The organism is Kosakonia sp., assembly GCF_032104925.1.
Classification (GTDB): domain Bacteria; phylum Pseudomonadota; class Gammaproteobacteria; order Enterobacterales; family Enterobacteriaceae; genus Kosakonia.
Genome location: NZ_DAMCGF010000006.1, coordinates 199,017 through 220,200, shown reverse-complemented (window position 1 = coordinate 220,200; position 21,184 = coordinate 199,017). Strand labels below are relative to the sequence as shown.

20 protein-coding genes are annotated in these 21,184 nt (G+C 53.2%); 9 read left to right on the top strand and 11 right to left on the bottom strand.

Annotated features, from left to right (window positions below; translation table 11 throughout):
- Positions 1-4: 4 nt before the first annotated feature.
- Complete coding sequence (locus tag RT644_RS14605) at positions 5-208, bottom strand: MbtH family protein (protein WP_249882611.1); 204 nt, start codon at positions 206-208, stop codon at positions 5-7.
- Positions 209-236: 28 nt separating this feature from the next.
- Complete coding sequence (gene fes / locus RT644_RS14600; protein WP_313627135.1) at positions 237-1,448, bottom strand: enterochelin esterase; 1,212 nt, start codon at positions 1,446-1,448, stop codon at positions 237-239.
- A 252-nt stretch (positions 1,449-1,700) separates the two neighbouring features.
- On the opposite strand from fes, the gene RT644_RS14595 reads away from it, so the two are divergent.
- Positions 1,701-3,974, top strand: a complete 2,274-nt coding sequence (locus RT644_RS14595) for a TonB-dependent siderophore receptor (RefSeq protein ID WP_269231498.1) — start codon at positions 1,701-1,703, stop codon at positions 3,972-3,974.
- Between the two features lie 162 nt (positions 3,975-4,136).
- Here the strand turns inward: RT644_RS14595 and RT644_RS14590 are convergent, their stop codons facing one another.
- The 3 genes from RT644_RS14590 to RT644_RS14580 form a co-directional block, all read right to left on the bottom strand.
- On the bottom strand, positions 4,137-5,816 hold the full coding sequence (locus RT644_RS14590; protein WP_313627134.1) for a methyl-accepting chemotaxis protein: 1,680 nt from the start codon (positions 5,814-5,816) through the stop codon (positions 4,137-4,139).
- 281 nt (positions 5,817-6,097) lie between these two features.
- Positions 6,098-6,811, bottom strand: a complete 714-nt coding sequence (locus RT644_RS14585) for a GNAT family N-acetyltransferase (protein ID WP_044489588.1) — start codon at positions 6,809-6,811, stop codon at positions 6,098-6,100.
- Between the two features lie 160 nt (positions 6,812-6,971).
- Positions 6,972-8,309 (bottom strand): aspartate aminotransferase family protein, encoded by a 1,338-nt coding sequence (locus tag RT644_RS14580; protein ID WP_045508790.1) that lies wholly within the window; start codon positions 8,307-8,309, stop codon positions 6,972-6,974.
- A gap of 184 nt (positions 8,310-8,493) precedes the next feature.
- Here RT644_RS14580 and RT644_RS14575 point away from each other — a divergent pair, with 184 nt between their 5' ends.
- From RT644_RS14575 to RT644_RS14565, 3 genes are all read left to right on the top strand, one after another.
- Positions 8,494-9,258, top strand: coding sequence for an SDR family NAD(P)-dependent oxidoreductase (locus RT644_RS14575; RefSeq protein WP_313627133.1), 765 nt, complete (start codon positions 8,494-8,496; stop codon positions 9,256-9,258).
- Between the two features lie 595 nt (positions 9,259-9,853).
- Positions 9,854-11,089: an EAL and HDOD domain-containing protein gene (locus RT644_RS14570; protein WP_269231501.1), complete on the top strand. Its 1,236-nt coding sequence runs from the start codon at positions 9,854-9,856 to the stop codon at positions 11,087-11,089.
- Positions 11,090-11,184: 95 nt separating this feature from the next.
- Positions 11,185-11,598 carry a transcriptional regulator gene (locus RT644_RS14565; protein ID WP_020456916.1) on the top strand — a complete coding sequence of 138 codons (414 nt, stop codon included), beginning with the start codon at positions 11,185-11,187 and terminating at the stop codon, positions 11,596-11,598.
- A 10-nt stretch (positions 11,599-11,608) separates the two neighbouring features.
- On the opposite strand, the gene RT644_RS14560 is transcribed toward RT644_RS14565, so the two are convergent.
- Positions 11,609-12,499 carry a LysR family transcriptional regulator gene (locus RT644_RS14560; RefSeq protein WP_313627132.1) on the bottom strand — a complete coding sequence of 297 codons (891 nt, stop codon included), beginning with the start codon at positions 12,497-12,499 and terminating at the stop codon, positions 11,609-11,611.
- A gap of 680 nt (positions 12,500-13,179) precedes the next feature.
- Here RT644_RS14560 and ompC point away from each other — a divergent pair.
- Positions 13,180-14,307 carry a porin OmpC gene (gene ompC / locus RT644_RS14555; protein ID WP_097406385.1) on the top strand — a complete coding sequence of 376 codons (1,128 nt, stop codon included), beginning with the start codon at positions 13,180-13,182 and terminating at the stop codon, positions 14,305-14,307.
- 78 nt (positions 14,308-14,385) lie between these two features.
- Here the strand turns inward: ompC and RT644_RS14550 are convergent, their stop codons facing one another.
- From RT644_RS14550 to RT644_RS14535, 4 genes are all read right to left on the bottom strand, one after another.
- On the bottom strand, positions 14,386-14,718 hold the full coding sequence (locus RT644_RS14550) for a helix-turn-helix domain-containing protein (RefSeq protein WP_020456913.1): 333 nt from the start codon (positions 14,716-14,718) through the stop codon (positions 14,386-14,388).
- Positions 14,719-14,948: 230 nt separating this feature from the next.
- On the bottom strand, positions 14,949-15,257 hold the full coding sequence (locus tag RT644_RS14545) for a YciI family protein (RefSeq protein WP_313627131.1): 309 nt from the start codon (positions 15,255-15,257) through the stop codon (positions 14,949-14,951).
- Between the two features lie 17 nt (positions 15,258-15,274).
- Complete coding sequence (locus RT644_RS14540; RefSeq protein WP_160271526.1) at positions 15,275-15,901, bottom strand: FMN-dependent NADH-azoreductase; 627 nt, start codon at positions 15,899-15,901, stop codon at positions 15,275-15,277.
- A 27-nt stretch (positions 15,902-15,928) separates the two neighbouring features.
- Positions 15,929-16,702, bottom strand: coding sequence for an alpha/beta fold hydrolase (locus tag RT644_RS14535; protein WP_409521861.1), 774 nt, complete (start codon positions 16,700-16,702; stop codon positions 15,929-15,931).
- Between the two features lie 129 nt (positions 16,703-16,831).
- Between RT644_RS14535 and RT644_RS14530 the strand changes: the two genes are divergently transcribed.
- The 3 genes from RT644_RS14530 (at position 16,832) to RT644_RS14520 (ending at position 19,457) form a co-directional block, all read left to right on the top strand.
- The gene (locus tag RT644_RS14530; RefSeq protein ID WP_313627130.1) at positions 16,832-17,812 is read left to right on the top strand and encodes a helix-turn-helix domain-containing protein; all 981 of its coding nucleotides are present in this window, start codon (positions 16,832-16,834) and stop codon (positions 17,810-17,812) included.
- A gap of 142 nt (positions 17,813-17,954) precedes the next feature.
- The gene (locus tag RT644_RS14525) at positions 17,955-18,593 is read left to right on the top strand and encodes a DsbA family protein (protein WP_045508775.1); all 639 of its coding nucleotides are present in this window, start codon (positions 17,955-17,957) and stop codon (positions 18,591-18,593) included.
- Positions 18,594-18,605: 12 nt separating this feature from the next.
- Positions 18,606-19,457 carry a Vmh family MBL fold metallo-hydrolase gene (locus RT644_RS14520; RefSeq protein ID WP_313627129.1) on the top strand — a complete coding sequence of 284 codons (852 nt, stop codon included), beginning with the start codon at positions 18,606-18,608 and terminating at the stop codon, positions 19,455-19,457.
- A gap of 301 nt (positions 19,458-19,758) precedes the next feature.
- Here the strand turns inward: RT644_RS14520 and yjbE are convergent, their stop codons facing one another.
- On the bottom strand, positions 19,759-20,007 hold the full coding sequence (gene yjbE, locus RT644_RS14515; protein WP_020456906.1) for an exopolysaccharide production protein YjbE: 249 nt from the start codon (positions 20,005-20,007) through the stop codon (positions 19,759-19,761).
- 302 nt (positions 20,008-20,309) lie between these two features.
- Between yjbE and RT644_RS14510 the strand changes: the two genes are divergently transcribed.
- Positions 20,310-20,876: a LuxR C-terminal-related transcriptional regulator gene (locus RT644_RS14510; RefSeq protein ID WP_269231508.1), complete on the top strand. Its 567-nt coding sequence runs from the start codon at positions 20,310-20,312 to the stop codon at positions 20,874-20,876.
- Positions 20,877-21,184: the final 308 nt, after the last annotated feature.

The window sequence follows — 21,184 nt, the reverse complement described above, 5'->3', positions numbered from 1 at the left end:
CTCCTCATTGCGCATGGTGCGCCGGGGTTAATGTTTGCCAGTTTGCCGCCAGCCAGGCGTTGCAGGCATCCTGCGGTTGCGGCTCGCACACCACGTTCCAGCCTGCGGGAAGCGCGCACTGCGCGGGCCACAGGCTGAACTGCCGCCGGGTATTTTGCAGAATATAAAATTGCCCTTGCGGGTTATCGAAGGGGTTGGTGAATTCCATAGCAAACTCCTGTCGTAGAAAAGTGCGATTAACGGGCGCGGGTAAGCGGCTGCCAGAGGGTGATAAGCCCGGAGGTCAGCCCGCCGCGCCAGCAAAGCGCATCGTGTCCGCCGTCAACCTGACGCCAGAAAACCGACTGCTGTGTGCGTTGTAACAGGGGAAAAAGCGCCTCGTTGGCGCGAAAAATCAGCGGTTCGCGCACCCCGGCCTCCAGCACAATGCGCAGGCCTTGCGGGTTCAACTCACCGTTTTTAAGGTGTTCGATAATGATGCCGTCACGCTCGCCGCCGCGATGCGGCCACCAGAACGATCCGGACTGGCTCAACACGCAGCCAAACCGCTGCGGCCAGTGCAGCGCGGCATAAAGTGACGACAGGCCGCCAAAACTCTGCCCGGCCACCACGGTGCGATCCGCGCTGTCGCTGAACGGCGCAATGGCACGGACCTGCGGTAATAACTCGTCCTGTACCGCCAGCCAGAAATCGGCATTGCACGGCAGCTCCTGGCTGCGGTGGGCGTTATCAATCACATCAATCAGTACATACACCGCGTCCGGCAATTGCCCGGTGTTGGTCAATGCAGCCAGCGCAGGCCATACCGGCATACTTTGCGCCCAAAACTGCCCGTCGAGCAGGATCGCCAGCGGGCGTTCAGCGCTATGGCTGTTGCCGGTAGTGTAAACCCAGACGCGGCGCGTGTTGTTCAGGCGCGCACTGCGCCATTGCAGGCGCTGCGGTTCGTTGAATGGCGTATCCGTTTCGCGCCAGCCAGGCTGTAACGGTGCATCGGGCATTTCCAGCGCCGAAACGGGGTGGCCACGCCCGCCGCGCCAGCTTTGCGGATTGAGCGGATCGGCAATCGCGCGCGGCAATAGTTTTCGCCAGCCTTCGCGCAACGCGGTGCGATCCGGCGGCGTAAGCGTGAAAACGTCGGCGGCGAAATCGTCGCTGTTTTGCGAAGGAATCAAGCAGTAGCTGCCGCGCCAACTGGCGGCAAGCGTGGTTTTCCAGTACCAGACATCGGTTCCGGCAATGCGCGTCAGCGATTGCGGCGTCGATTTTTGATGGTGATCGGTCACGCCGGTAATATAGATCCACACCTGGCGCACGCGGGAGGTTGCTTCTGTCCCGGCGGGATCGCGCCACCAGAAAGTGACCTCATAATTTCCCTGCGCGTTTTTGACCCATTCGGGCCCCTGTTTCGACTCCCACCAGGCATCACTTCCCGTTGTTGACGTCACGGCTTTAACCTCAAATATGCTGTGGAAATTTTTGCTTGCAGATCAAAAAATATCGATAATATTATTGATAATTATTTTCATTTGCAATAGCGTGTTGGCGCGCTGTGGGAAGCGCGTCTTTCACTTAAAACGGCCGCCGTGGGCGAATTTTCTCAGGAGTGAGCGCCTCGCTACGAGCTGGCTTCATCATGCCGCCTCCTCTCCCCTGGGAAAGGAATTGCCGGGGATGCGGCGACGAAATGCAGGTAAAAAATGAATAACAAAATCAAATCTCTGGCCGTTCTGGTCAATCTGGGGATCTACGGCGTTGCTGTGCCAGCGTTGGCGGCAGAAACCCGCACCGCTTCTGGCGAAGAGACGATTGTTGTCACGGCTGAGCAGCAAAATTTGCAGGCACCAGGCGTTTCCACCATCACGGCAGACGAAATTCGTAAGAACCCGCCTTCCCGTGATGTCTCCGAAATTATCCGTACCATGCCTGGCGTGAACTTAACCGGTAACGCCACCAGCGGTCAGCGCGGGAACAACCGCCAGATCGACATACGCGGCATGGGCCCGGAGAACACGCTGATTCTGGTGGATGGCAAACCGGTCACCAGCCGTAACTCCGTGCGTCTTGGCTGGCGCGGCGAGCGCGACAGCCGGGGCGACACCAACTGGGTGCCGCCGGAGATGATCGAGCGTATCGAAGTGATTCGCGGCCCGGCGGCGGCGCGCTACGGTAACGGCGCGGCGGGCGGTGTGGTGAATATCATCACCAAAAAAGAGAATACTGGCGAATGGCACGGCTCGTGGAATACCTATTTCAACGCGCCGGAACACAAAGATGAAGGGTCAACCAAACGCACCAACTTCAGCCTGAGCGGCCCGCTTGGTGGCGATGTTAGCTTCCGCCTGTACGGCAACCTCGCCAAAACCCAGGCCGACGCGCAGGACATCAACAAAGATCACCAGTCGGAACGCACCGGCACTTACGCCAACACCGTCGTTGCCGGCCGTGAAGGTTCAATCAACAAAGACATTACCGGCGTCGTGCGCTGGGATTTTGCCCCGATGCAGGCGCTGGAGTTGCAGGCCGGTTACAGCCGCCAGGGCAACCTCTACGCGGGCGATACGCAGAACACCAACAACGACAGCAGTACCAATAACTACGTCAATGAAAACTATGGCAAAGAGACCAACCGTCTCTATCGCCAGAACTACTCGGCGACCTGGACCGGCGGCTGGGATAATGGCGTCACCACCAACAACTGGGTGCGTTATGAACACACCCGTAACTCGCGCATCCCGGAAGGGCTGGCGGGCGGTACGGAAGGCCTGTTCAACGCGCAAAAATTCTCTGATATCGACTACAGCGATCTGTTGCTGCACAGCGAAGCGAGCGTACCGTTTGAACTGCTATTCAAGCAGAACCTGACGCTCGGCGCCGAGTGGGATCACCAGAGCATGAAAGATTCCACCTCAAATACCCAGACCTTTATGGGTGGCAATATTCCGGGTTACAGCAGCACCGGCCGTAGTCCTTACTCCAATGCCGATATCTTCTCGGTGTTTGCCGAAGACAACATTGAGCTGACCGACAGCACCATGCTCACTCCGGCGCTGCGCTTTGATCACCACACGATTGTTGGCAACAACTGGAGCCCGTCGCTGAACTTGTCTCAGGGCCTCGGCGACGATTTCACCCTGAAAATGGGCATCGCCCGCGCGTACAAAGCACCAAGCCTGTACCAGACCAACCCGAACTACATTCTCTACAGCCGTGGTCAGGGTTGCTACGCGGTCACCGTGGATGCTAACGGCCGAGACATCGGCTGTTATCTGCAAGGTAACGACGATCTGAAAGCGGAGACCAGCATCAACAAAGAGATTGGTCTGGAGTTCAAACGTGACGGCTGGCTGGCGGGTGTCACCTGGTTCCGTAACGACTACCGCAACAAGATTGAGTCAGGCTACTCGCCGGTTGGGCAAACCTCTATCAAGAGCGGCAACTCAAACCTGAACACCTATATCTACCAGTGGGATAACGTGCCGAAAGCAGTGGTGGAAGGGTTAGAAGGTGCGTTGAATGTACCGGTAAGCGAGACGGTAAACTGGACCAACAATGTCACCTACATGCTGCAAAGCAAAAACAAAACCACCGGTGAGCGTCTGTCGATCATTCCTGCATACACCTGGAACTCCACGCTGAGCTGGCAGGTTACTCAGGATGTTTCGCTGCAATCCACCTTTACCTGGTACGGTAAACAGCAGCCGAAGAAATATGACTACAAAGGTAACCGCGTCACCGGTTCCGCCACCAACGAAGTGAGCCCGTACAGCATCGTTGGCCTGAGTGGCACCTGGGACGTGACCAAAAACGTCAGCCTGACGGGCGGTGTCAGCAACGTGTTTGATAAACGTCACTGGCGTGAAGGTAACGCTCAGACCACCGGCGGCGGCGCAAACTGGATGTACGGCGCGGGTGCCGCAACGTATAACGAGTCGGGCCGCACCTGGTATATGGGGGTAAACACCCGCTTCTAACCGCTGTCCGCCCTCTCCCCCGCCGGAAGATCCCCCGCTTCCCCACGGGGAGAAGGGCACTTACGTTATCAAGCGATGGCGAAATGAAAACGGCACGCCACCTGAAACGGTGCGCGTGCCGGATTTATCTATTGCCCGGACAATGCCGCCGGGCAGGGTTTATCAGAACGCTTCCCAGTCATGTTCCGGCGCTTTGCTGCCGCCTGCAAGCGCAGGTCGGCGCAAGGCTTTCCCCGCTTTTGGCGCAGCCGCTGACGGTTTGCCGGTAGCCCCCTGCTCTGTATCGCCCGGCAGTTTAAACACCGAAACAATTTCCGTTAACTGGAACGCTTGATGCTCCAGCGAAGCGGAAGTGGCGGAAGATTCTTCCACCAGCGCGGCGTTCTGCTGGGTCACGCTGTCCATTTGCGAAATCGCCGTGCCAACCTGACTAATCCCTTTACTCTGCTCCACGGACGCCGAGGCGATCTCGCCCATGATATCCGTTACGCTGGTGACGGAACGCAGGATGTTGTCCATCGATTCGCTGGTCAACGTCACCTGGTCAAAACCGTTATTGACGTTCGTGACCGACTCATCAATCAGCACTTTGATCTCTTTCGCGGCTCCAGCGCTTCGCTGCGCCAGATTACGCACTTCGCTGGCGACCACCGCGAACCCGCGCCCTTGCTCACCGGCACGCGCCGCTTCAACAGCGGCGTTGAGCGCCAGGATATTGGTCTGGAACGCAATGCTGTCGATGACGTTAATGATGTCGGTGATTTTCTGCGAACTGTTGGTGATATTTTTCATGCTGGCGATGACCGCCTGCACGCGCTCTTCACCCTTGTTCACGGCGGCTGACGCCACGTGTGCAAGGTTGCTGGCTTCGCTGGCGTTGTCGGCGTTCTGTTTGACCACCGCGCTCAGCTCTTCCATGCTGGCGGCGGTTTGCGTCAGCGCGGCGGCTTGTTCTTCTGTGCGCGAAGAGAGATCGGTGTTACCGGACGCAATTTCGCTCGCCCCCTGGTAAATTTCACCCGCGCTGTTACGGATCTGCGTAACGGTGTTCACCCAGTTGTTCTGCATGGTTTCCAGATAGGGAATCAGTTGCCCCACTTCGTTGTTACCCAGATCTTTTGTCGGCTTATCCAGCTTGCCCACCGACAACACCTGCAGATGTTGCTTAACCCACTCCAGCGAGCGCGCCAGGCACAGCGCCAGGTAGCGCTCGGACATCACCAGCATCGCCAGGCCAATGATCATGGCGATGATAATGATGGCGCGCGTCAGCGAAACCCAACTGGCAATACGCGCGTTAGCGGCGGATTTCAGCTCGTGAATTTGCTGGTTATACGCGACGATCGCCTGTGAGAATCCGCTGCGCAGCGGGCTGAACTGCGCTTTCGACAACTGGTTATAACTCTCGGCATTGTCGGCTTTAACGGCGGCGAACATCGGCGTAATGGCCTGATTAAACAGGTTCAACGAGCTGTTATAGATATTATCGATGGCCTCGGTGCTGATATTCGCATGATCGGTCACTTTGAACTGATTTAGACCGTTTTGCAGAAAATCGATATCTTTGCCGATACGATCGAGGGTTTGCTGGTAGTTTTGCGTATCGTTATTGGCCTGGAAAACCAGCGCGCGGTCCATCAGCAGTTTGACCTGGTAATAGCGATCGCTGGCGTTGTTGATGATGTCGCCGTTAATTTGCTGAACGTTGGTGAGTTCCACTTCATCGGTTAAGGCACTCAACGCATGTAACGAATAAAACGAGACACCGCCCCAGAGCAAAGTGAAAATGACCAGGATCGCCAGCATTGCGACCTTGATTTTTAAATTTCGAATAAAGTGCATAAAAAACCCCGGTAAATAGTTGTGAAATAACGTTTTAAAGCAGCGATCTCCTCGCTGTCATAAACCCCATCGGCTAAGTTTCCGGGTTAATTAAGAATAAAAAGAAGTAAGGCAATAACCTTTCTATTGAAATGGTGATAACACGTAGTTTACCGTGGCTTAACTTTTGAAACGGAAGTAAAGTGGTAATTTGGCAGGCGTTTAACCGGTAAAGATGTCGAGTTGCGTGGCGCGCGGAAGGGGTAAAGCGGGGGCATCGGCGGATACCGATGCCACGTTCATTAAGATGACGAGGGAGCAAAGAAGGCGCTGAGTTTTTGTTTTTGCCTGCCCTGCTCGTCAAAGTTACTGGCCGCCAGCCAGGCGGAAATCGCCGCGTCGCGCTGCGGCCATTCGCTATCCAGCATGGATAAATAGTCGGTATCGCGGTTGCGCCCTTTACGCACCATATGCTGGCGAAAACGCCCTTCCCAGCTAAAGCCGAGACGTTCGGCAGCGCGGCGGGAAGCGACATTGAGCGTGTCACACTTCCACTCTACGCGGCGGTAGTTGCAGGCAAACGCGTGGCGCAGCATCAACCAGATGGCTTCCGTTCCCAGCACGCTATTTTTCATGCGCGGTGACCAGGTGACATGGCCGATTTCCACCGAGCCATTTTGTGTGTTGATGGCAAGCCAGGCGACAACGCCGAGCGCCTCACCGCTGGCACACTCCACCACGGCGAAAGGCGCGATGGTGGTGTCGATCATTTTACCCACCACCCATTGCGCCATGCTGTCCACGGTTTGTGGGCGCTCACCCGCCAGCCATGTCCAGTCGCTCTCGTTTTCCGCCTGAGAGTAAGCGCGCAAAAGATCGTGCGTGTGTACCCTGGCGTCAAGCGGTTCCAGCCGACAGTATTGTCCGTGCAACACGCTGCGCGGCAGCGGCTGGACGCCGTGCCAGTGCGGCAACATGTCACCGACGGTTTGACCATAATGATTCAATTCCGGCACTTTTTTCTCCCAGGCAAAAAAGTTAAACAGAAAAAGAGTGTTTTAACAGCAGTTAAGCCCGGAATATAGTGCCTAAAATTGGGGGGTAAGTGGAGAAAAATCTCTTTGAAATCAGAGGACTGACCAGATTTGGCATCAGAATAGTCTGATGCCTTTACACTTACTGACCAAAGTGGCCAAATTGAGCCAAAACCTGGTCAAAAATGGCCATTCCCTGCTGGACTTCTTTCGCGCTCATTATGCAAGGTGGCACCACATGAATGCGGTTTTCGACAACAAAAGTTAACATTCCGGCTCCGGTTAGCGCCGCCTTGATCGCAGCCATCTCTGTCGCGGCTAAAGGCGTTTTGGTTTTGCGGTTGCTCACCAGCTCCAGCGCCTGGAACATGCCACGCCCGCGCACCTCGCCAATCAGCGGATGTTTTGCTGCCAGAGCCTCCAGCGCAGGACGCAGAACGCCGTTGCCGATCTCTGCCGCATTCTGCACCACGTTCTCCTCTTTCATCGCATCAAGCGTGGCGACAATCGCCGCCATCGCCAGCGGATGCCCGGAATATGTCAGCCCACCGGCGAAGAAATGGTCGTCAAAGTAGTGAGCAATCGGCGCGGAAATCAGCACACCGCCCGCCGGCACATAGCCCGCATTCACCCCTTTGGCGAAGGTGATCAGATCCGGCACGATGCCATCCTGTTCGAAAGCAAACCAGCTACCGGTACGGCCAAAACCGGCCATCACTTCATCAAGGATCAGCACAATGCCGAACTCATCAGCCAGCGCGCGCACGCCCTGCATATACCCGGCTGGCGGCACCAGAATGCCCGCCGTGCCGGGAATGGACTCCAGCAGGATCGCCGCAATCGACGACGGCCCTTCGCACTCAATCATGCGGCGCAGATGCGCCAGCGCGCGCTCGCACTCTTCGGTTTCACTGGCGGCATTAAATTCGCTGCGATACAGGTACGGGTTAAAGAAGTGAACATGCCCGCGCGAATACTCATTTGGCACACGTCGCCAGTCGCCCGTCGCCGCAATGGCGCTGCCGGTGTTGCCGTGATAAGAGCGATAGGCAGAGAAAATTTTGTCACGCCCGGTGTACAGCCGTGCCATGCGAATGGCGTTTTCGTTGGCATCCGCCCCGGCGTTGGTGAAAAAGACTTTGCTGAAGCCTTCCGGTGCCAGCTCCACAATGCGTTTTGCCGCTTCGCCACGCGCCAGGTTGGCGGTGGCCGGCGCAATGGTTACCAGCGTTTCCAGCTGCGCTTTCATCGCCGCCAGCACGCGCGGGTGTTGATAACCAATATTGACGTTCACTAACTGGCTGCTGAAATCGAGGTAGCGGTTACCGTCGTAATCCCACAGCTCGCAGCCTTGCGCCCCGGCAATCACCATCGGGTTGAGGTTGCCCTGCATCGACCATGAATGAAACACATATGACCGGTCCAGTTGACGCACGTCGTCGTTCGTTATCGCCATCTCGTTGTGAAGTGCCAGTTTCATGCCAGATCCTCTCATGCCGTTGTTGTTGTCTGCATCATGCTGCGCGCCATAAAGAGGCGGGTAGAGCCAGTCGGCTTCGCGGGATGTGACACCCGTGTCACACGTCAGTGGTGTAACTGGCACTGTCTGGCAGGCGTGAGGATTTTTATAGTGGCGCAATAACCCTGCACAGGAGAAGAGAACAATGGCAGCGAAAAACGTGGTGTTCATTACCGGCGCGACCTCCGGATTTGGCGAAGCGGCGGCGCAGGTTTTTGCCGACGCCGGATGGGCGCTGGTATTGAGCGGGCGTCGGCTTACGCGTCTGGAAAACCTAAAAGAACGCCTGCATAGCAAGGTGCCGGTACACATTATTGAACTCGATGTCCGCGATAACGCCGCGGTAAAAAAAGCGGTGGCCGAACTGCCTGCAGCATTTGCCGATATCACGACGCTTATCAACAACGCCGGACTGGCGCTCGCCCCACAGCCCGCCCAGAAAGTGGAGTTGCAGGACTGGCAAACGATGATCGACACCAATGTCACCGGACTGGTTAACGTGACACACGCGCTGCTGCCCACGCTAATTGCGCACGGTGCGGGGGCATCGATTATCAATATTGGCTCTATCGCCGGGCAGTGGCCCTACCCTGGCAGCCATGTGTATGGCGCGACCAAAGCCTTTGTGAAGCAGTTTAGCTACAACCTGCGCTGCGATTTACTGGGAACGGGCGTGCGGGTAACCGATCTTGCGCCGGGGATTGCCGAAACGGAATTTACCCTCGTACGCACCAAAGGCGACAAAGCGGCGTCTGATAATTTGTATCGCGGCACGACGCCGCTCAGCGCGCAGGATATTGCCGGGCAGATGTTCTACATCGCCACCCTGCCGGATCATATGAATATTAACCGTGTAGAAGTGATGCCGGTGCGCCAGGCCTGGCAGCCGTTTGCCATCGACCGGGATTAAATCTGGAGTGTTCTGAGCCACAAAATAAAACGCCCCGGCATAAATGCCGGGGCCTGCTTTTATTCTTTTTTCCTGGGTGTTTAATTGTTTTACCCCGCCCGGCGCTTATCTCCGGCACTCACTCTTAGGTGGCGTTAGCTCTTTATGGGGTGAGACCACAATAGTCCATCGGAATGTTCTGAACAATAGTCTTTTGGTTGCAATTTTCGGTTTTTTGATGCTCATCATAATTTGCCGGATCCTCCCGGAAACCCGCGTGACGACGGTCACTCATCAGCAGGCGCTAACAATTTTCGAGCCGCAGAAAACAGACGAAGCGTGACGCGTATCGCGATGCGAGCGCAAAATTGATGAATTTTTCGCCGCCATTGTCGATAAAAGAGGCAATGCGTTATGATTGCGCCATTCGGAATTTGACTTAAATCCTTCAGACGTTTACAAAAGATACTGCCTTCCTTAAGTCCGACTTGCGTCTTTCCCGTTTTCGTCCAGGCTTCCATTTTACCCAGCGTAAAAATGGTGCGGATTGACCGGTTCAGATTTGCGTTTTACCGACTATTTTAAGATTTGCAGGCATCTGTAAGTGGAGTATCGCATGTTCTCTTTTGTCGCCCGGCAGGCGATTTTTGATGCAAATATGAACACAGTCGGTTACGAGTTGTTGTTCAGAGACAGTATGACGAACCGGTTTCCCGACGTTACGCCGGAGTACGCCACTGCCCAAATTATTGTCGAACAGTTTCTGGGCGCACCGCTGGGCCGTCTGAAAGAGTACAGCGCGATCTTCGTTAACTTCCCCTATGAACTGCTGATACAAGGGATGGCGGAAACGTTGCCGAAAGACCGCGTGATTGTGGAAATCCTCGAAACCGCCAAACCCACGCCTCAGTTGCTCAACACGGTAAAAAAACTCTCTGCGCACGGCTTTCGTATCGCACTGGATGACTTCGCGTTAGGCGACACCTGGAACGCGTTTTTACCTTATATCAGCATTATCAAATTCGACGTGCGGGAAAATACGCCGGACGAGATCAGCGGCTATATCAATGCCAAAGCCCATTTGCTGAAAGACACCATATTTCTTGCCGAAAAGGTGGAAACCCAGGAAGAGTATGAGTGTTTCCGTAATATGGGTTGTACGCTGTTTCAGGGGCATTTTTTCAGCAAGCCGGTGATCCATTCAGCCAATAAACTGTTTCAGAATCAGGAAATCACCTTAAAACTGATGAAAGAGGTGAATGCCGACTCGCCGGATTTTGGCCGAATCGAAGCCCTGCTGAAACAGGATCTGGCGCTGTCGTTTAAGATCATGCGCTATGCACAAAATATTGTCTTCAACGCGCGCGGGATTAAAAACTTCCGCAGCCAGTCGTTAAAGGACGTTATTTTTTACCTTGGCACCAATGAGTTACGCCGCTTTGTGCTGGTTTCCTGCCTGACCTCGGTCAACAAAGTAAAGACCGACGACATTTACTACCAGAGCCTGATCCGCGCCAAGTTTTGCGAACTGGCCTCGGCGCACTCCATCAGCCGTCACTCAGCCGATGACGCGTTTATCGTCGGTCTGTTTTCACAGCTCGACAGGATTTTTGAAATGCCGATGGCAGATTTATTAAGCCAGATTGATATTTCCGCCAGCGTCATGATGGCGCTTAAAGAGCAAAAAGGCCCGCTCTACCCTTACCTGCAACTGATTGAGCTGTACGAAAATCACAACTGGGAAGAGGTCAGCGCGCTCGGTCACCGGCTGGGTTTTAACCGCAGCATGGTGGCAGAGCTGATTAAAGCCGCCACCAAATGGACCAACGCTATCCCGTCAGACGTGAGCTAAGCATTTCAGTTTTCGCGCCGGAAAGCCGATTTAATCAGTAGGGTGTTACTTACACCGCTACTTTGTTTCACTCGGCTGATCACTGGACGCACATCATGGAAAAGTTAACGGTATATGGATATCGACTCGGTAACGAATATCAGGTGGAATTCGTGCCTTATAAGCAAAGTCTGACGACCTGCGCGATCCCCGGTAGCTGCACCTATTTACGTAACACCATGAGCAACCTGCTGACCTACCTGCTGGCGCACGCCGTGGGGAATATTGTGGCCGACAAAACGTTGCAGATTCAGGTATGGGAAAATAATGGATTGAGTTGCTCAAGCCAGCGGCTGTGGCAAGTGATGAACAACCTGAAGCGTAAACTGGCGGTATTCGGTTTGCCCGACGACTTTATTCTGCGCGTGGCCGGCAAAGGGTATCTTATCCCGCCGGAAAAGGTGCTGACGCTGTATTGCCGGGAGACGTTTTTTCAGCAACACCTCGCGGTAGATTACTCCGCCCTGTAAGGCCAGATAATTAAGCATAACGCAGCGCGTCAATCAGTAAGCTAAACGCGGCAGTGTGCTGTTTACGGCTGGGATAATAGAGGTAATAGCCGGGGAATGGTTCACACCAGTCGTCGAGCACCGTTTCAAGTTTGCCTTCGCTAACAGCCTGCGCCACGCAATCTTCCGGTACCAGCGCCAGCCCCATACCGCTGGTTGCCGCTTCGACTCTGGAAGCCAGGTTATTAAAGGTTAATTGCCCTTCCACGCGCACGCGCATTGGCTGGCCGTCTCTGGAAAACTCCCAGGCATACAGTCCGCCAAGTGTCGGCAGACGCATATTAATACAGTTGTGCTGCTGTAAGTCATGCGGCGTTTGCGGTTTACCATGACGGGAAAAATAGCCCGGCGAGCCCACAACCACCATGCGCCAGTCGGGGCCAATTCGCACCGCGACCATATCTCTGGCAACCTGTTCACCAAGGCGAATACCGGCATCGTAGCGCTCACTGACAATATCCGTCAGGGTGTTATCGATAGTTAATTCCATTTTCACATCAGGGTAAGCGTCTAAAAAAGGCTTAATGGCTGGCCACACCGTCGAATGCAATGCGTGCTCGCCAAGCGTGATGCGGATATTGCCGGCCACGCGATCGCGCATATCGGTTAAGGCAATCAGTTCTTCCTCAATCTCTTTAAAGCGCGGGCCAATGCTATTAATTAATGCCTCGCCTGCATCGGTGGGCGCGACGCTGCGCGTAGTACGGGTAAGCAGACGAATTTGCAGACGCTCTTCCAGCCCGCGAATAGCATGGCTGAGCGCCGATTGCGAGACACCTAATTTTGCTGCCGCGCGAGTAAAGCTACGTTCGCGGGCCACCACAATTAAATAGAAAAGATCATTAAAATTATCTTTCAGCATTTCCGCCCCGTGACCAGACCATGAAAATAGCGTTTATGCTACACTTCGGCTGCGTTTTAATATATGTCTATAATTCACTAATCCCGCAATAAAAGGGCTCTGATCGTGAAGCAGGTCACCTCTTTTTATGTTAATAAGCGCCAGCGCCCTTCTTTTTAATGAGCCACATTCATAACCGCAATGAACCATATTACTTAATCAATACGCTTTATTATTCACCACGCATAAACGCACTGAACACCATTAAAATTAACCATGCAGCAGCGGCAGATATTTAATAATTAAACATCCGCTTTTATTACCCACCTTAAATAACCACTTAATCAACCTGCATATTTAACCGCACCTTTTGCCAATAAAAGCCGGGGGGAATTACCCCCGGATAGGGAAAAAAGTAATAGTAGACACAAAAAATGCAATGAGGTTAATAAAGCGTCTTAACGGTAACCGATCAAACGCGAGTTGATATTAGCGATCTGTGCGATTAAAAATAACCAAAAAAAAGTTCCAACCGATATTTGTCATTATGTGCTAAAAAGAATTTAAATATTTACACCAGAAGAACTCAGATGATAAACAATATCCTGCAACCTGAATAATCCATGAACCACTCTCATAAGTGGCAGTGTATTCTTGTTGTTATTAAAAAACACAGTGGCAAACATCAAGGGTTTATTTATATGAAAATCTCTCAACTGAGTCTTTTCGTCTCTGCTGCGGTACTGTGCTCGTCAGTACAGGCGGCGGAAATATATAATAAAGACGGTAATAAGTTAGACTTATATGGTTTGGTATCAGCAGAACATTATTTTTCTGATAACAGCGGCTGGGACGGCGACCAGACTTATATGCGTCTTGGCTTTCGCGGTGAAACGCAAATTAATGACCAACTGACCGGCTACGGCCAGTGGCAAATGCATATTGACGCCAATAAATCGGAAGGTGATACCAATACGCCACGCACGCGTTATGGCTTCGCCGGGTTAAAATTCGCCAATTACGGTTCAGTGGATTATGGCCGTAACAAAGGTGTTTTATATGACTCCCTCGGTTATACCGATATGCAGCCCGAATTCGATGGCATGACATACGGTTCCGACCAATTTATGTTTAGCCGTGGCAACGGCATGCTGACCTACCGCAATACGGATTTCTTCGGTCTGGTTGACGGCCTGAATTTCTCCCTGCAGTACCAGGGCAAAAATGATGGCGGCGGCGAATCCGGCGCCGGTCGAAATGTATTACGCCAGAACGGCGACGGCTACGGCTTATCCGTGGAATATAACATTGGCGCGGGCGTAAGCGTTGTTGGTGCCATGACCAGCGCCAAACGGACAGAAGAGCAAAATACCGCCACCAATATCCTCGGTAATGGCGATCGCGCCGAAGCCTATTCTGGCGCAATTAAATATGACGCCAATAATATCTACCTGGCGGCGATGTTTACTCAGGCTTATAACGCTTCGCGTTTTGGCAGTGCTTCCGATACGACGACCGCCTACGGCTACGCTAACGAATCACAGATTTTTGAAGCGTACGCCAGCTACCAGTTCGACTTTGGCTTGCAGCCATTCGTGGCGTATAACGCGCTGAAAGGGAAGAATATTGGCAGCAACAGCGCGGGTGATAAATATGGCGATCAGGATATCGAAAAATATGTCGATCTCGGTGCCACCTATTACTTCAACAAGAACTTCAACATGTTTGTTGATTATAAAATCAACCTGATTGATGAAGATAAATTCACCACCGCCGCCGGTATCAACACCGATGACGTGGTGGCAGTGGGTATGGTTTACCAGTTCTGAACCAGCAAAAAGGCGGCGCAGGCCGCCTTTTATTCACCGTCTTTTCCCGCACGTTTTCCTTTCATTACGCTTTTTTCCTTAGCGCTGATGCTGGCGTCGCCAGACGCCGGGCGGCATCTGGTATTTGCGCGTAAAGGTGCGTGTAAAAGTCTGCTGCGAGTCATAACCGTATTTGGTGGAGATAGCCATAATCGACTGCTCAGTCGCCAGCAGTTCATGCGCGGCGCTTTCCAGCTTTTTCTCGCGGATATAGATGCCAAGCGGTATCTGAATCACTTGCTGGAACAGGCGCTGAAGATGCCATTTCGAATACCCCGCCCGCGTGGCGACATCCTCGATCCGTAGCGGCCTTTCAAGGTTATCGTCAATCCATTGCTGGATCTCAAGAATCACCGCGTGTTGCATACCCATGGTTGAAACCTCCTTGAGAACAGGAGCATTCACCTTAGCGAAGTGATACTTACGCAAACATGACGCGAAAATAATAATTTTGTCAGAAATGTCCATGCCGCAACGCCATATGGCATGGGGCAGCGCGCCCGTCGCGGGGAAACCTGTCAGCGCGTACACCATCCTGACTGGCCTGCAATGCGCAAGGGAGGCGGCTGAGCGCAGCCTCCCTGTTGCCGTTTTCGGTCAGGCTATAGCGCTTTTGCCTCCCCCGCCCATTCGCGCAGGAAATGCGCGGAGCTAAGAGCTGGCTCGATAACCGCAATATCGACGCTGACCAGGCCAAATTTAACAAAAGGATCGCGTTCTATGTCATTTTCCAGGCTCTGGCTGTCGCTGGCCGTCGCCAGGATAAATCCACCCGGTTTATTTTGCAGCGGCCCGGCGAAAATAATATGCCCTTTTTTGATCATCTCGCCCAGCCACAATTTGTGCGCATCAACATACGCACCGAGAATATCCGGCTCACTGGCGTAACTAAGCGTAATTGCATATAACATAATTTATTCCCCGCAGATTAATGTAATGGCAGCGCAGCAATAATGTTATTTATCGCCGATCGCGCGGCGGCAATTTGCTGGTGTTTAATGTCATCTCCTTTCGAGGTACCTTCCGCGCGGATAATATGAATAGCGTCAATACCCAGAAAACCGAAAAAGGCACGCAGATATTTCTCCTGGAAATCCATGCCATCAAAAGGCGGCTGTAAATAAAAGCCGCCGCGGGCTGAAATAATCAATACCTGTTTTCCCTCCGCCAGCCCTACCGGCCCGGTGGCGGTGTACTGAAAGGTTTTTCCCGGTTGCGCAAGCCTGTCCAGCCAGGCTTTTAACTGACTGGAAACGGAGAAGTTATACATTGGCGCCGCGATAACAATCAGGTCATGCGCCAGGAATTCATCGACCAGTTGCTGTGAAATCTGGTGCTCCGGCTGCCTGTCGCTTGTCGGTTGACTACCGGGAACAACGCGAAATCCGGCGGCAATATCTGCGGTTAAATGGTTTATTTCGTCGCGAACCACATCGCGATAGGTTATTTCCGCTTGCGGATAATGCGCTTTTATTTCCCGCATAACATCAGCGGAAAGTGCGCGAGTGACGGAATGGTCACCCGAAATACTGGAATCAATATGCAGAATCTTCATCATACTCTCCGACAATAAACACAGCAGTTATTTAAAGGATTTAGCAGCAGTATCGATAAATTTCGCCACCGCTTCGGGTTGCGAAACCATAGACAAATGTGAACTGTTAACGCTATATACCGTGGCGTGGATCTGTCTGGCTATTTTCTGCTGAACGGCGGGTAACAAAGCATGATCGTTTTCGGTCAGCAAATACCAACTCGGTTTATTTTCCCAGGCGGCATGAGTGATTTTTCCCTGAAATGCCGCGAGGGCGATCGGTTGTGAAACCGCAGCCAGCGCCCGGACATTGCTGGTTGAAATATCGTTCGCCATCACCTGTTGAAACTGGCTGGCATCATCTAACCACACCAGCCCTTGCGCATCCGGCGTTAACCCGCTCATTGGCGCGTTAAGCCGTGCCAGTAAATCCGTCACCGATTCCCCCGTTGCCGGTGCCAGCGCCGAAAGGTAGACAAACCCCCGCACGTGGCTGTTATTACCGGCCTGGCTGATAACCGCACCGGCCCACGAATGACCGACTAGCAGCACATCGCCGTGCTGGCGTGCCAGCACACGCCCGGTGGCGGCGACATCATCATCCAGCGAGGTCAGCGGGTTTTGTACCGCCGAAACGTGGTAGCCCATGTTTTGTAAGCGCTCGGTCACGGCGGCCCAACTGGAGCCGTCCGTAAACGCGCCGTGTACCAACACAATATTTTTAATCGGCTGCGCGGCCACCTGCGCCGACATCACGCTCAACATGGCCGCACAAGATGCCGCTGTGATAAACCGTTTTCCTTTGCGAAAAGCGTTCCGCATGTTCTCTCCCACCACCTACTGATGAAGTTATAAACACCATGCGCAGAGTGTAATCAGGGGTTTCTGGCGTGGTAAGATGGCGAACTTGACATTAAACAGGCAAAATCAGACATAACGCGGAGAACCACAATGCAGATAGCGATAATGGCCACGGCAGGTAGCATGATGTCTGCGATTAGCGGGCTTGCGGATATGTTCTGGATAACCAACCAGCTTCTGCCCGCCAGCATTGAAGCCAGCCGGTTCAGGATCGCCATTGTCAGCCCTGACGGGAAGCCGGTCGCGGACGCGCAAGGTCGCACGATTGCGGTGGATGGCGCGTTTGCCAGCATAACCGCGCCCGATGTGATTCTGGCCTGCGGCATGGCGCTCGGCAGCAATAAACTGCCTGCGCTCACCAGCCCGGAGGCCATCGCGTGGTTGCGCCAACAGCATCAGCGCGGTGCGAAAATTGGCGGCGCCTGCGCCGGGGGGTATCTGCTGGGTGACGCCGGATTGCTGGATGGCAGAGAGTGCGCCACCACATGGTGGCTGTATCCCACTTTCCGCGCCCGCTATCCGCGCGCCAAAATGGTGTGGGGCAAAGCGTTAATCGAAGAGCGCAACGTGATCACCACCGGCGGACCGCTATCGTGGGTGGATCTGGCGCTGCACATTATTCGCCAGCATGCCGGGGACGAAGTGGCAAGGATGGCAGCGGATATGACCGTTGCCGACAGCCAGCCGATCTCCCAGCAAATCTATGCGCCGCGCGGCTTTTTAAACACCATCGATCCGCTGTTACTGCGCGCCGAACAGCTTATCCGCTATGAAAACCCGGCCATTACCGTCGAAGAACTCGCCAGCGCGTTGAACCTCAGCCCGCGCACCTTGCACCGAAAACTGGCCGATTTAACCCACGAAAGCCCTAAACATTTTATTACGCGTGTGCGCATAGAATCGGCCTGCCTGCTGCTTGAAAACCCGTCAGCCAATATCAGGCACGTCGCCGCCGCGTGTGGCTATACGGAAGATACGGCGTTTCGCAAAGCCTTTAGCCAGCTCATCAACATGACACCTGCGCAGTACAAGCACTGGGTTGCCGCGCGAAACACGAAGCACGGGCATTAACGCCCCGCCGTTGCGGCATTTTTGTCGTCATGGCGGGGTTATCTGATCGTTTTACGAAACGCTGCATGTCCGGTTACGGGAATTCTCTTCACCGTCAATGTGCCTACAATGGGCGGCACCTGCACAACAAGAGAGAATAACCATGGCATTTCAGGCTGGGCTGTACTGGATAATCGATCCGCTCTGCGGCTGGAGTTATGGCGCACTGCCGCTGATTAACCGCACGGCTGAACATTTCACTGAACGACAACATATTTTGCCCGGCGGCCTGTTTATCGACGCGCAGCGCCGCCGCCTGGACGCCGACTGGCTGGCCCATGTGCACGAACATGATGATCGGATCGCGAAATTAACCGGTATGCCGTTTGGCCGTGCTTATAAAGAAGAGTTGCTCGCCCGCGACGGGTTGCTGCTCGACTCGCTACCGGCCACTCGCGGTTTGTTAGCCTTACAGCAATCTGGCGAACCGGCTGACGCACTGCGCTTTCTTAACGCCATTCAGACAGCCTGGTATCGGGACGGCCGTGATATCACCCGCGATGAGGTGGTCAATGCGGTGATTCAGCACGCCACCGGTCTGCCTGTTGTCAACGGTCAGGTGGCGGAAAGCGAAGCCCGCGCCGCCATTCAATATGGCCGCATGGTCATGGCACAAGCCGCCGGAGCGGGTTTCCCCTGCGCCGTGTTGGTGCAGGAAGATGGCCGTTACACGCGGCTTCCGGTCAGCCAGTATTACGGCAATCCGGATGCATTTATGTCGCTCGTAAAAACATATCGTTAAAGGAACTCCACCATGAACCGTAAACTATCCGGCGTATTGCTGATGCTCGCCAGCGCCTCTTCTGTTGCCGCACCGTTACAATTGCAGGTTTATAACCCGCAGGAAAAAGCGATTTTCGCCGTCTCATCCACGCTGGTTTCCGGTCCTACGGAAGCCATTTTGTTTGATGCGCAATTCAGCGTGAAAGATGGCGAAAAACTGGTGGAGATGATCAAAGCCAGCGGCAAAACGCTCAAGCAAGTGGTGATCACCTCCGGCGATCCGGATTTCTATTTTGGCCTTGAACCGATCGTTAAAGCCTGGCCGCAGGTCAAGGTGGTTGCCTCGCCGGCGGTGGTGAAACATATCGAAGCGACAAAAGAGGCCAAGCTGGCGTACTGGGGGCCGCAGATGAAGGACGGCGCGCCGCACACCTTAACCGTACCGACAGCGACCACGGCGACCCACTTTACTATCGATGGTGAAACGCTGGAGCTGCGCCATCCGCAAAGCTATGCGGCTTATGTCTGGATCCCGGCGAATAAAGCCATTCTCGGCGGCACGGCGATTTCCAGCGGCATCCACGTCTGGAGCGCCGATACGCAAACCCCGGCTGCACGTGCGCAGTGGCGTGACGTGCTGGGCGAAATGCAACGCCTGAAGCCGCAGCAGGTGATCCCCGGTCATTACCTGGGGGCGCGTCCCGCCGGTGAGCAGGCTATTACGTTTACCCTTAATTACCTCGATACCTTCGAGCAGGCGCTGAAAGCGAATAACACCTCGGCGGGCGTTATCAAAGCAATGGGCGCCGCTTATCCGAAGCTGGCAGAAGCGGGTTCACTGGAGCTGAGCGCAAAAGTGAACACCGGCGAAATGACGTGGTGATCGTCACGCGGAATCCTGATTTCCCAGATCAGAATTTACGCATCATCTGCAATATTGTTCCACACACGCCAGCGCGGCGTGATGAATTAAACGCCGCGTCATGAACAAGATAAGGGGCCCACTGCGTCCCCCTTATCCATTCCTGCAACTCCCACAACTCGCACTATACTCACCTTCCGCGTGCCGATAGGCTGTCGGCTCGCGTCGGGATGACGCGTCCCCTCACACCTTCCGGTGCGATCAGACATTGTGTTTTAAATCCTCAAAAGCCCTGGCGTGGCGAATTAAAAAAGCGTCACCGTTAATTGGCAGGCGTAGTCGTCGTCGTTGTGCTGGTTGAGGTATTGCTGCCGTTATCTCCCCCGCCCATTGATAATAAAAGCAAACCGGCTACGGCAGAAACAACTGCCACGCCGGTGACGGCTGAACTGCCAACTGCATATTCCGCTGCATTCTCCCCGGCGGCTTTTCCTTCTTCTGCGGGCGCTGCGTAGCAAATTTCAGAAATAACAAATACGAAAGCGATAATAATGTATTTTAAAAGCACCATAATCCTGTCCTCATATTTATTTGGGATCATCTGCACTTTAAATCGCCATCGCAAAAACGGATCGCAAAATAGGACATTCCTCGACAATATGAAAACAAATGGGAGATTCCTCAGCGAAACCAAATTATCTCAACGGATGCACATTTCGCTTAAAAATAAAAATAAGATAATCCTCAGTTAACAATTTTTTAGCAGTATGATAGAGATCAAAGAAGACATAGAAGAACACCACAAAGGATTGAGAAAAATTTCAAACTGCAAATTTTACACACGCACATCCAGACGCTCCAGGAGGGTGTAATATGGAAAGAAAAATAGATGTCATATTATGCAAAATCACCTGCTCTTATACCAAAAAAGGCATCACTCAATTAGTTAATGAAATCAGAAACGGCAGTGGTTTGCACATTGGAATTAACTTTACAGCTCCTTATTCCGGCCGGGGAACATTAGTGGTAACCAAAGGTAATTTTATACCCTTTACGTTGGCACATACGCCTATGATTGTGATACCCGATAAAGTTCCGGTCAGCGTTTTAATGGACATATTAACCGAATTTGTTTACGGAAGAGTCAGCCAGCATGTTAAGACGATCCGTCTGGGAAGGCGCGAAATTGCGATTCTTAAAGAGATGATTTTCGAAAAAAGTGACGAGGAGATTTCAACGCTATTAAACATCAATAAAAAAACCGTTTCATCGCACAAGGACAACATAAAAAAGAAAATCTCCGCGAGTACAAAGATTGACATTTTCTATGCGTTTAGCATTTTTTCCTTTACCGACTCCACATTAAATGAGAGTTCGAGTGAAGATCCACTTTTTATGCCGCCGGGCGAGCAAATAAATAGAATGGTCGCTTACGGCTAAGAAAGAAAAATAACTACAACACTCAGCAAAATAAAAACCAGGACGCAACGTGAAATTGCCTTTTTATCCCATCGATAAAAAGGCAATTCACATTAAATACCGTTAAGTCTTCTTGCCGTATTTACGCGGTTGACCCACTTTTCTTGAGCGTACAAGTCGAAAGTGCCTGTAAAAAGAATACGCGATAACGATCAGCAGCACGCCTATCAAGGCCAGGTTCATCATCACCATTTTAGTTTCACTCACAACGGGCGGGCTTTCATTTAACCGATAAATAACCGCAGCCGTCAATAGCTGACCAAAAAATA

Bases quoted from the DNA above. Each gene is read 5' to 3' on its own strand.
- RT644_RS14595 (WP_269231498.1), top strand. From the start codon at position 1,701: ATGAATAACAAAATCAAATCTCTGGCCGTTCTGGTCAATCTGGGGATC.
- RT644_RS14580 (WP_045508790.1), bottom strand. From the start codon at position 8,309: ATGAAACTGGCACTTCACAACGAGATGGCGATAACGAACGACGACGTG.
- RT644_RS14590 (WP_313627134.1), bottom strand. From the start codon at position 5,816: ATGCACTTTATTCGAAATTTAAAAATCAAGGTCGCAATGCTGGCGATC.
- RT644_RS14510 (WP_269231508.1), top strand. From the start codon at position 20,310: ATGGAAAGAAAAATAGATGTCATATTATGCAAAATCACCTGCTCTTAT.
- RT644_RS14540 (WP_160271526.1), bottom strand. From the start codon at position 15,901: ATGAAGATTCTGCATATTGATTCCAGTATTTCGGGTGACCATTCCGTC.
- RT644_RS14530 (WP_313627130.1), top strand. From the start codon at position 16,832: ATGCAGATAGCGATAATGGCCACGGCAGGTAGCATGATGTCTGCGATT.
- RT644_RS14570 (WP_269231501.1), top strand. From the start codon at position 9,854: ATGTTCTCTTTTGTCGCCCGGCAGGCGATTTTTGATGCAAATATGAAC.
- yjbE (WP_020456906.1), bottom strand. From the start codon at position 20,007: ATGGTGCTTTTAAAATACATTATTATCGCTTTCGTATTTGTTATTTCT.
- RT644_RS14605 (WP_249882611.1), bottom strand. From the start codon at position 208: ATGGAATTCACCAACCCCTTCGATAACCCGCAAGGGCAATTTTATATT.
- RT644_RS14545 (WP_313627131.1), bottom strand. From the start codon at position 15,257: ATGTTATATGCAATTACGCTTAGTTACGCCAGTGAGCCGGATATTCTC.
- RT644_RS14565 (WP_020456916.1), top strand. From the start codon at position 11,185: ATGGAAAAGTTAACGGTATATGGATATCGACTCGGTAACGAATATCAG.
- RT644_RS14560 (WP_313627132.1), bottom strand. From the start codon at position 12,499: ATGCTGAAAGATAATTTTAATGATCTTTTCTATTTAATTGTGGTGGCC.
- RT644_RS14525 (WP_045508775.1), top strand. From the start codon at position 17,955: ATGGCATTTCAGGCTGGGCTGTACTGGATAATCGATCCGCTCTGCGGC.
- ompC (WP_097406385.1), top strand. From the start codon at position 13,180: ATGAAAATCTCTCAACTGAGTCTTTTCGTCTCTGCTGCGGTACTGTGC.
- RT644_RS14550 (WP_020456913.1), bottom strand. From the start codon at position 14,718: ATGGGTATGCAACACGCGGTGATTCTTGAGATCCAGCAATGGATTGAC.
- RT644_RS14535 (WP_409521861.1), bottom strand. From the start codon at position 16,702: ATGCGGAACGCTTTTCGCAAAGGAAAACGGTTTATCACAGCGGCATCT.
- RT644_RS14575 (WP_313627133.1), top strand. From the start codon at position 8,494: ATGGCAGCGAAAAACGTGGTGTTCATTACCGGCGCGACCTCCGGATTT.
- RT644_RS14520 (WP_313627129.1), top strand. From the start codon at position 18,606: ATGAACCGTAAACTATCCGGCGTATTGCTGATGCTCGCCAGCGCCTCT.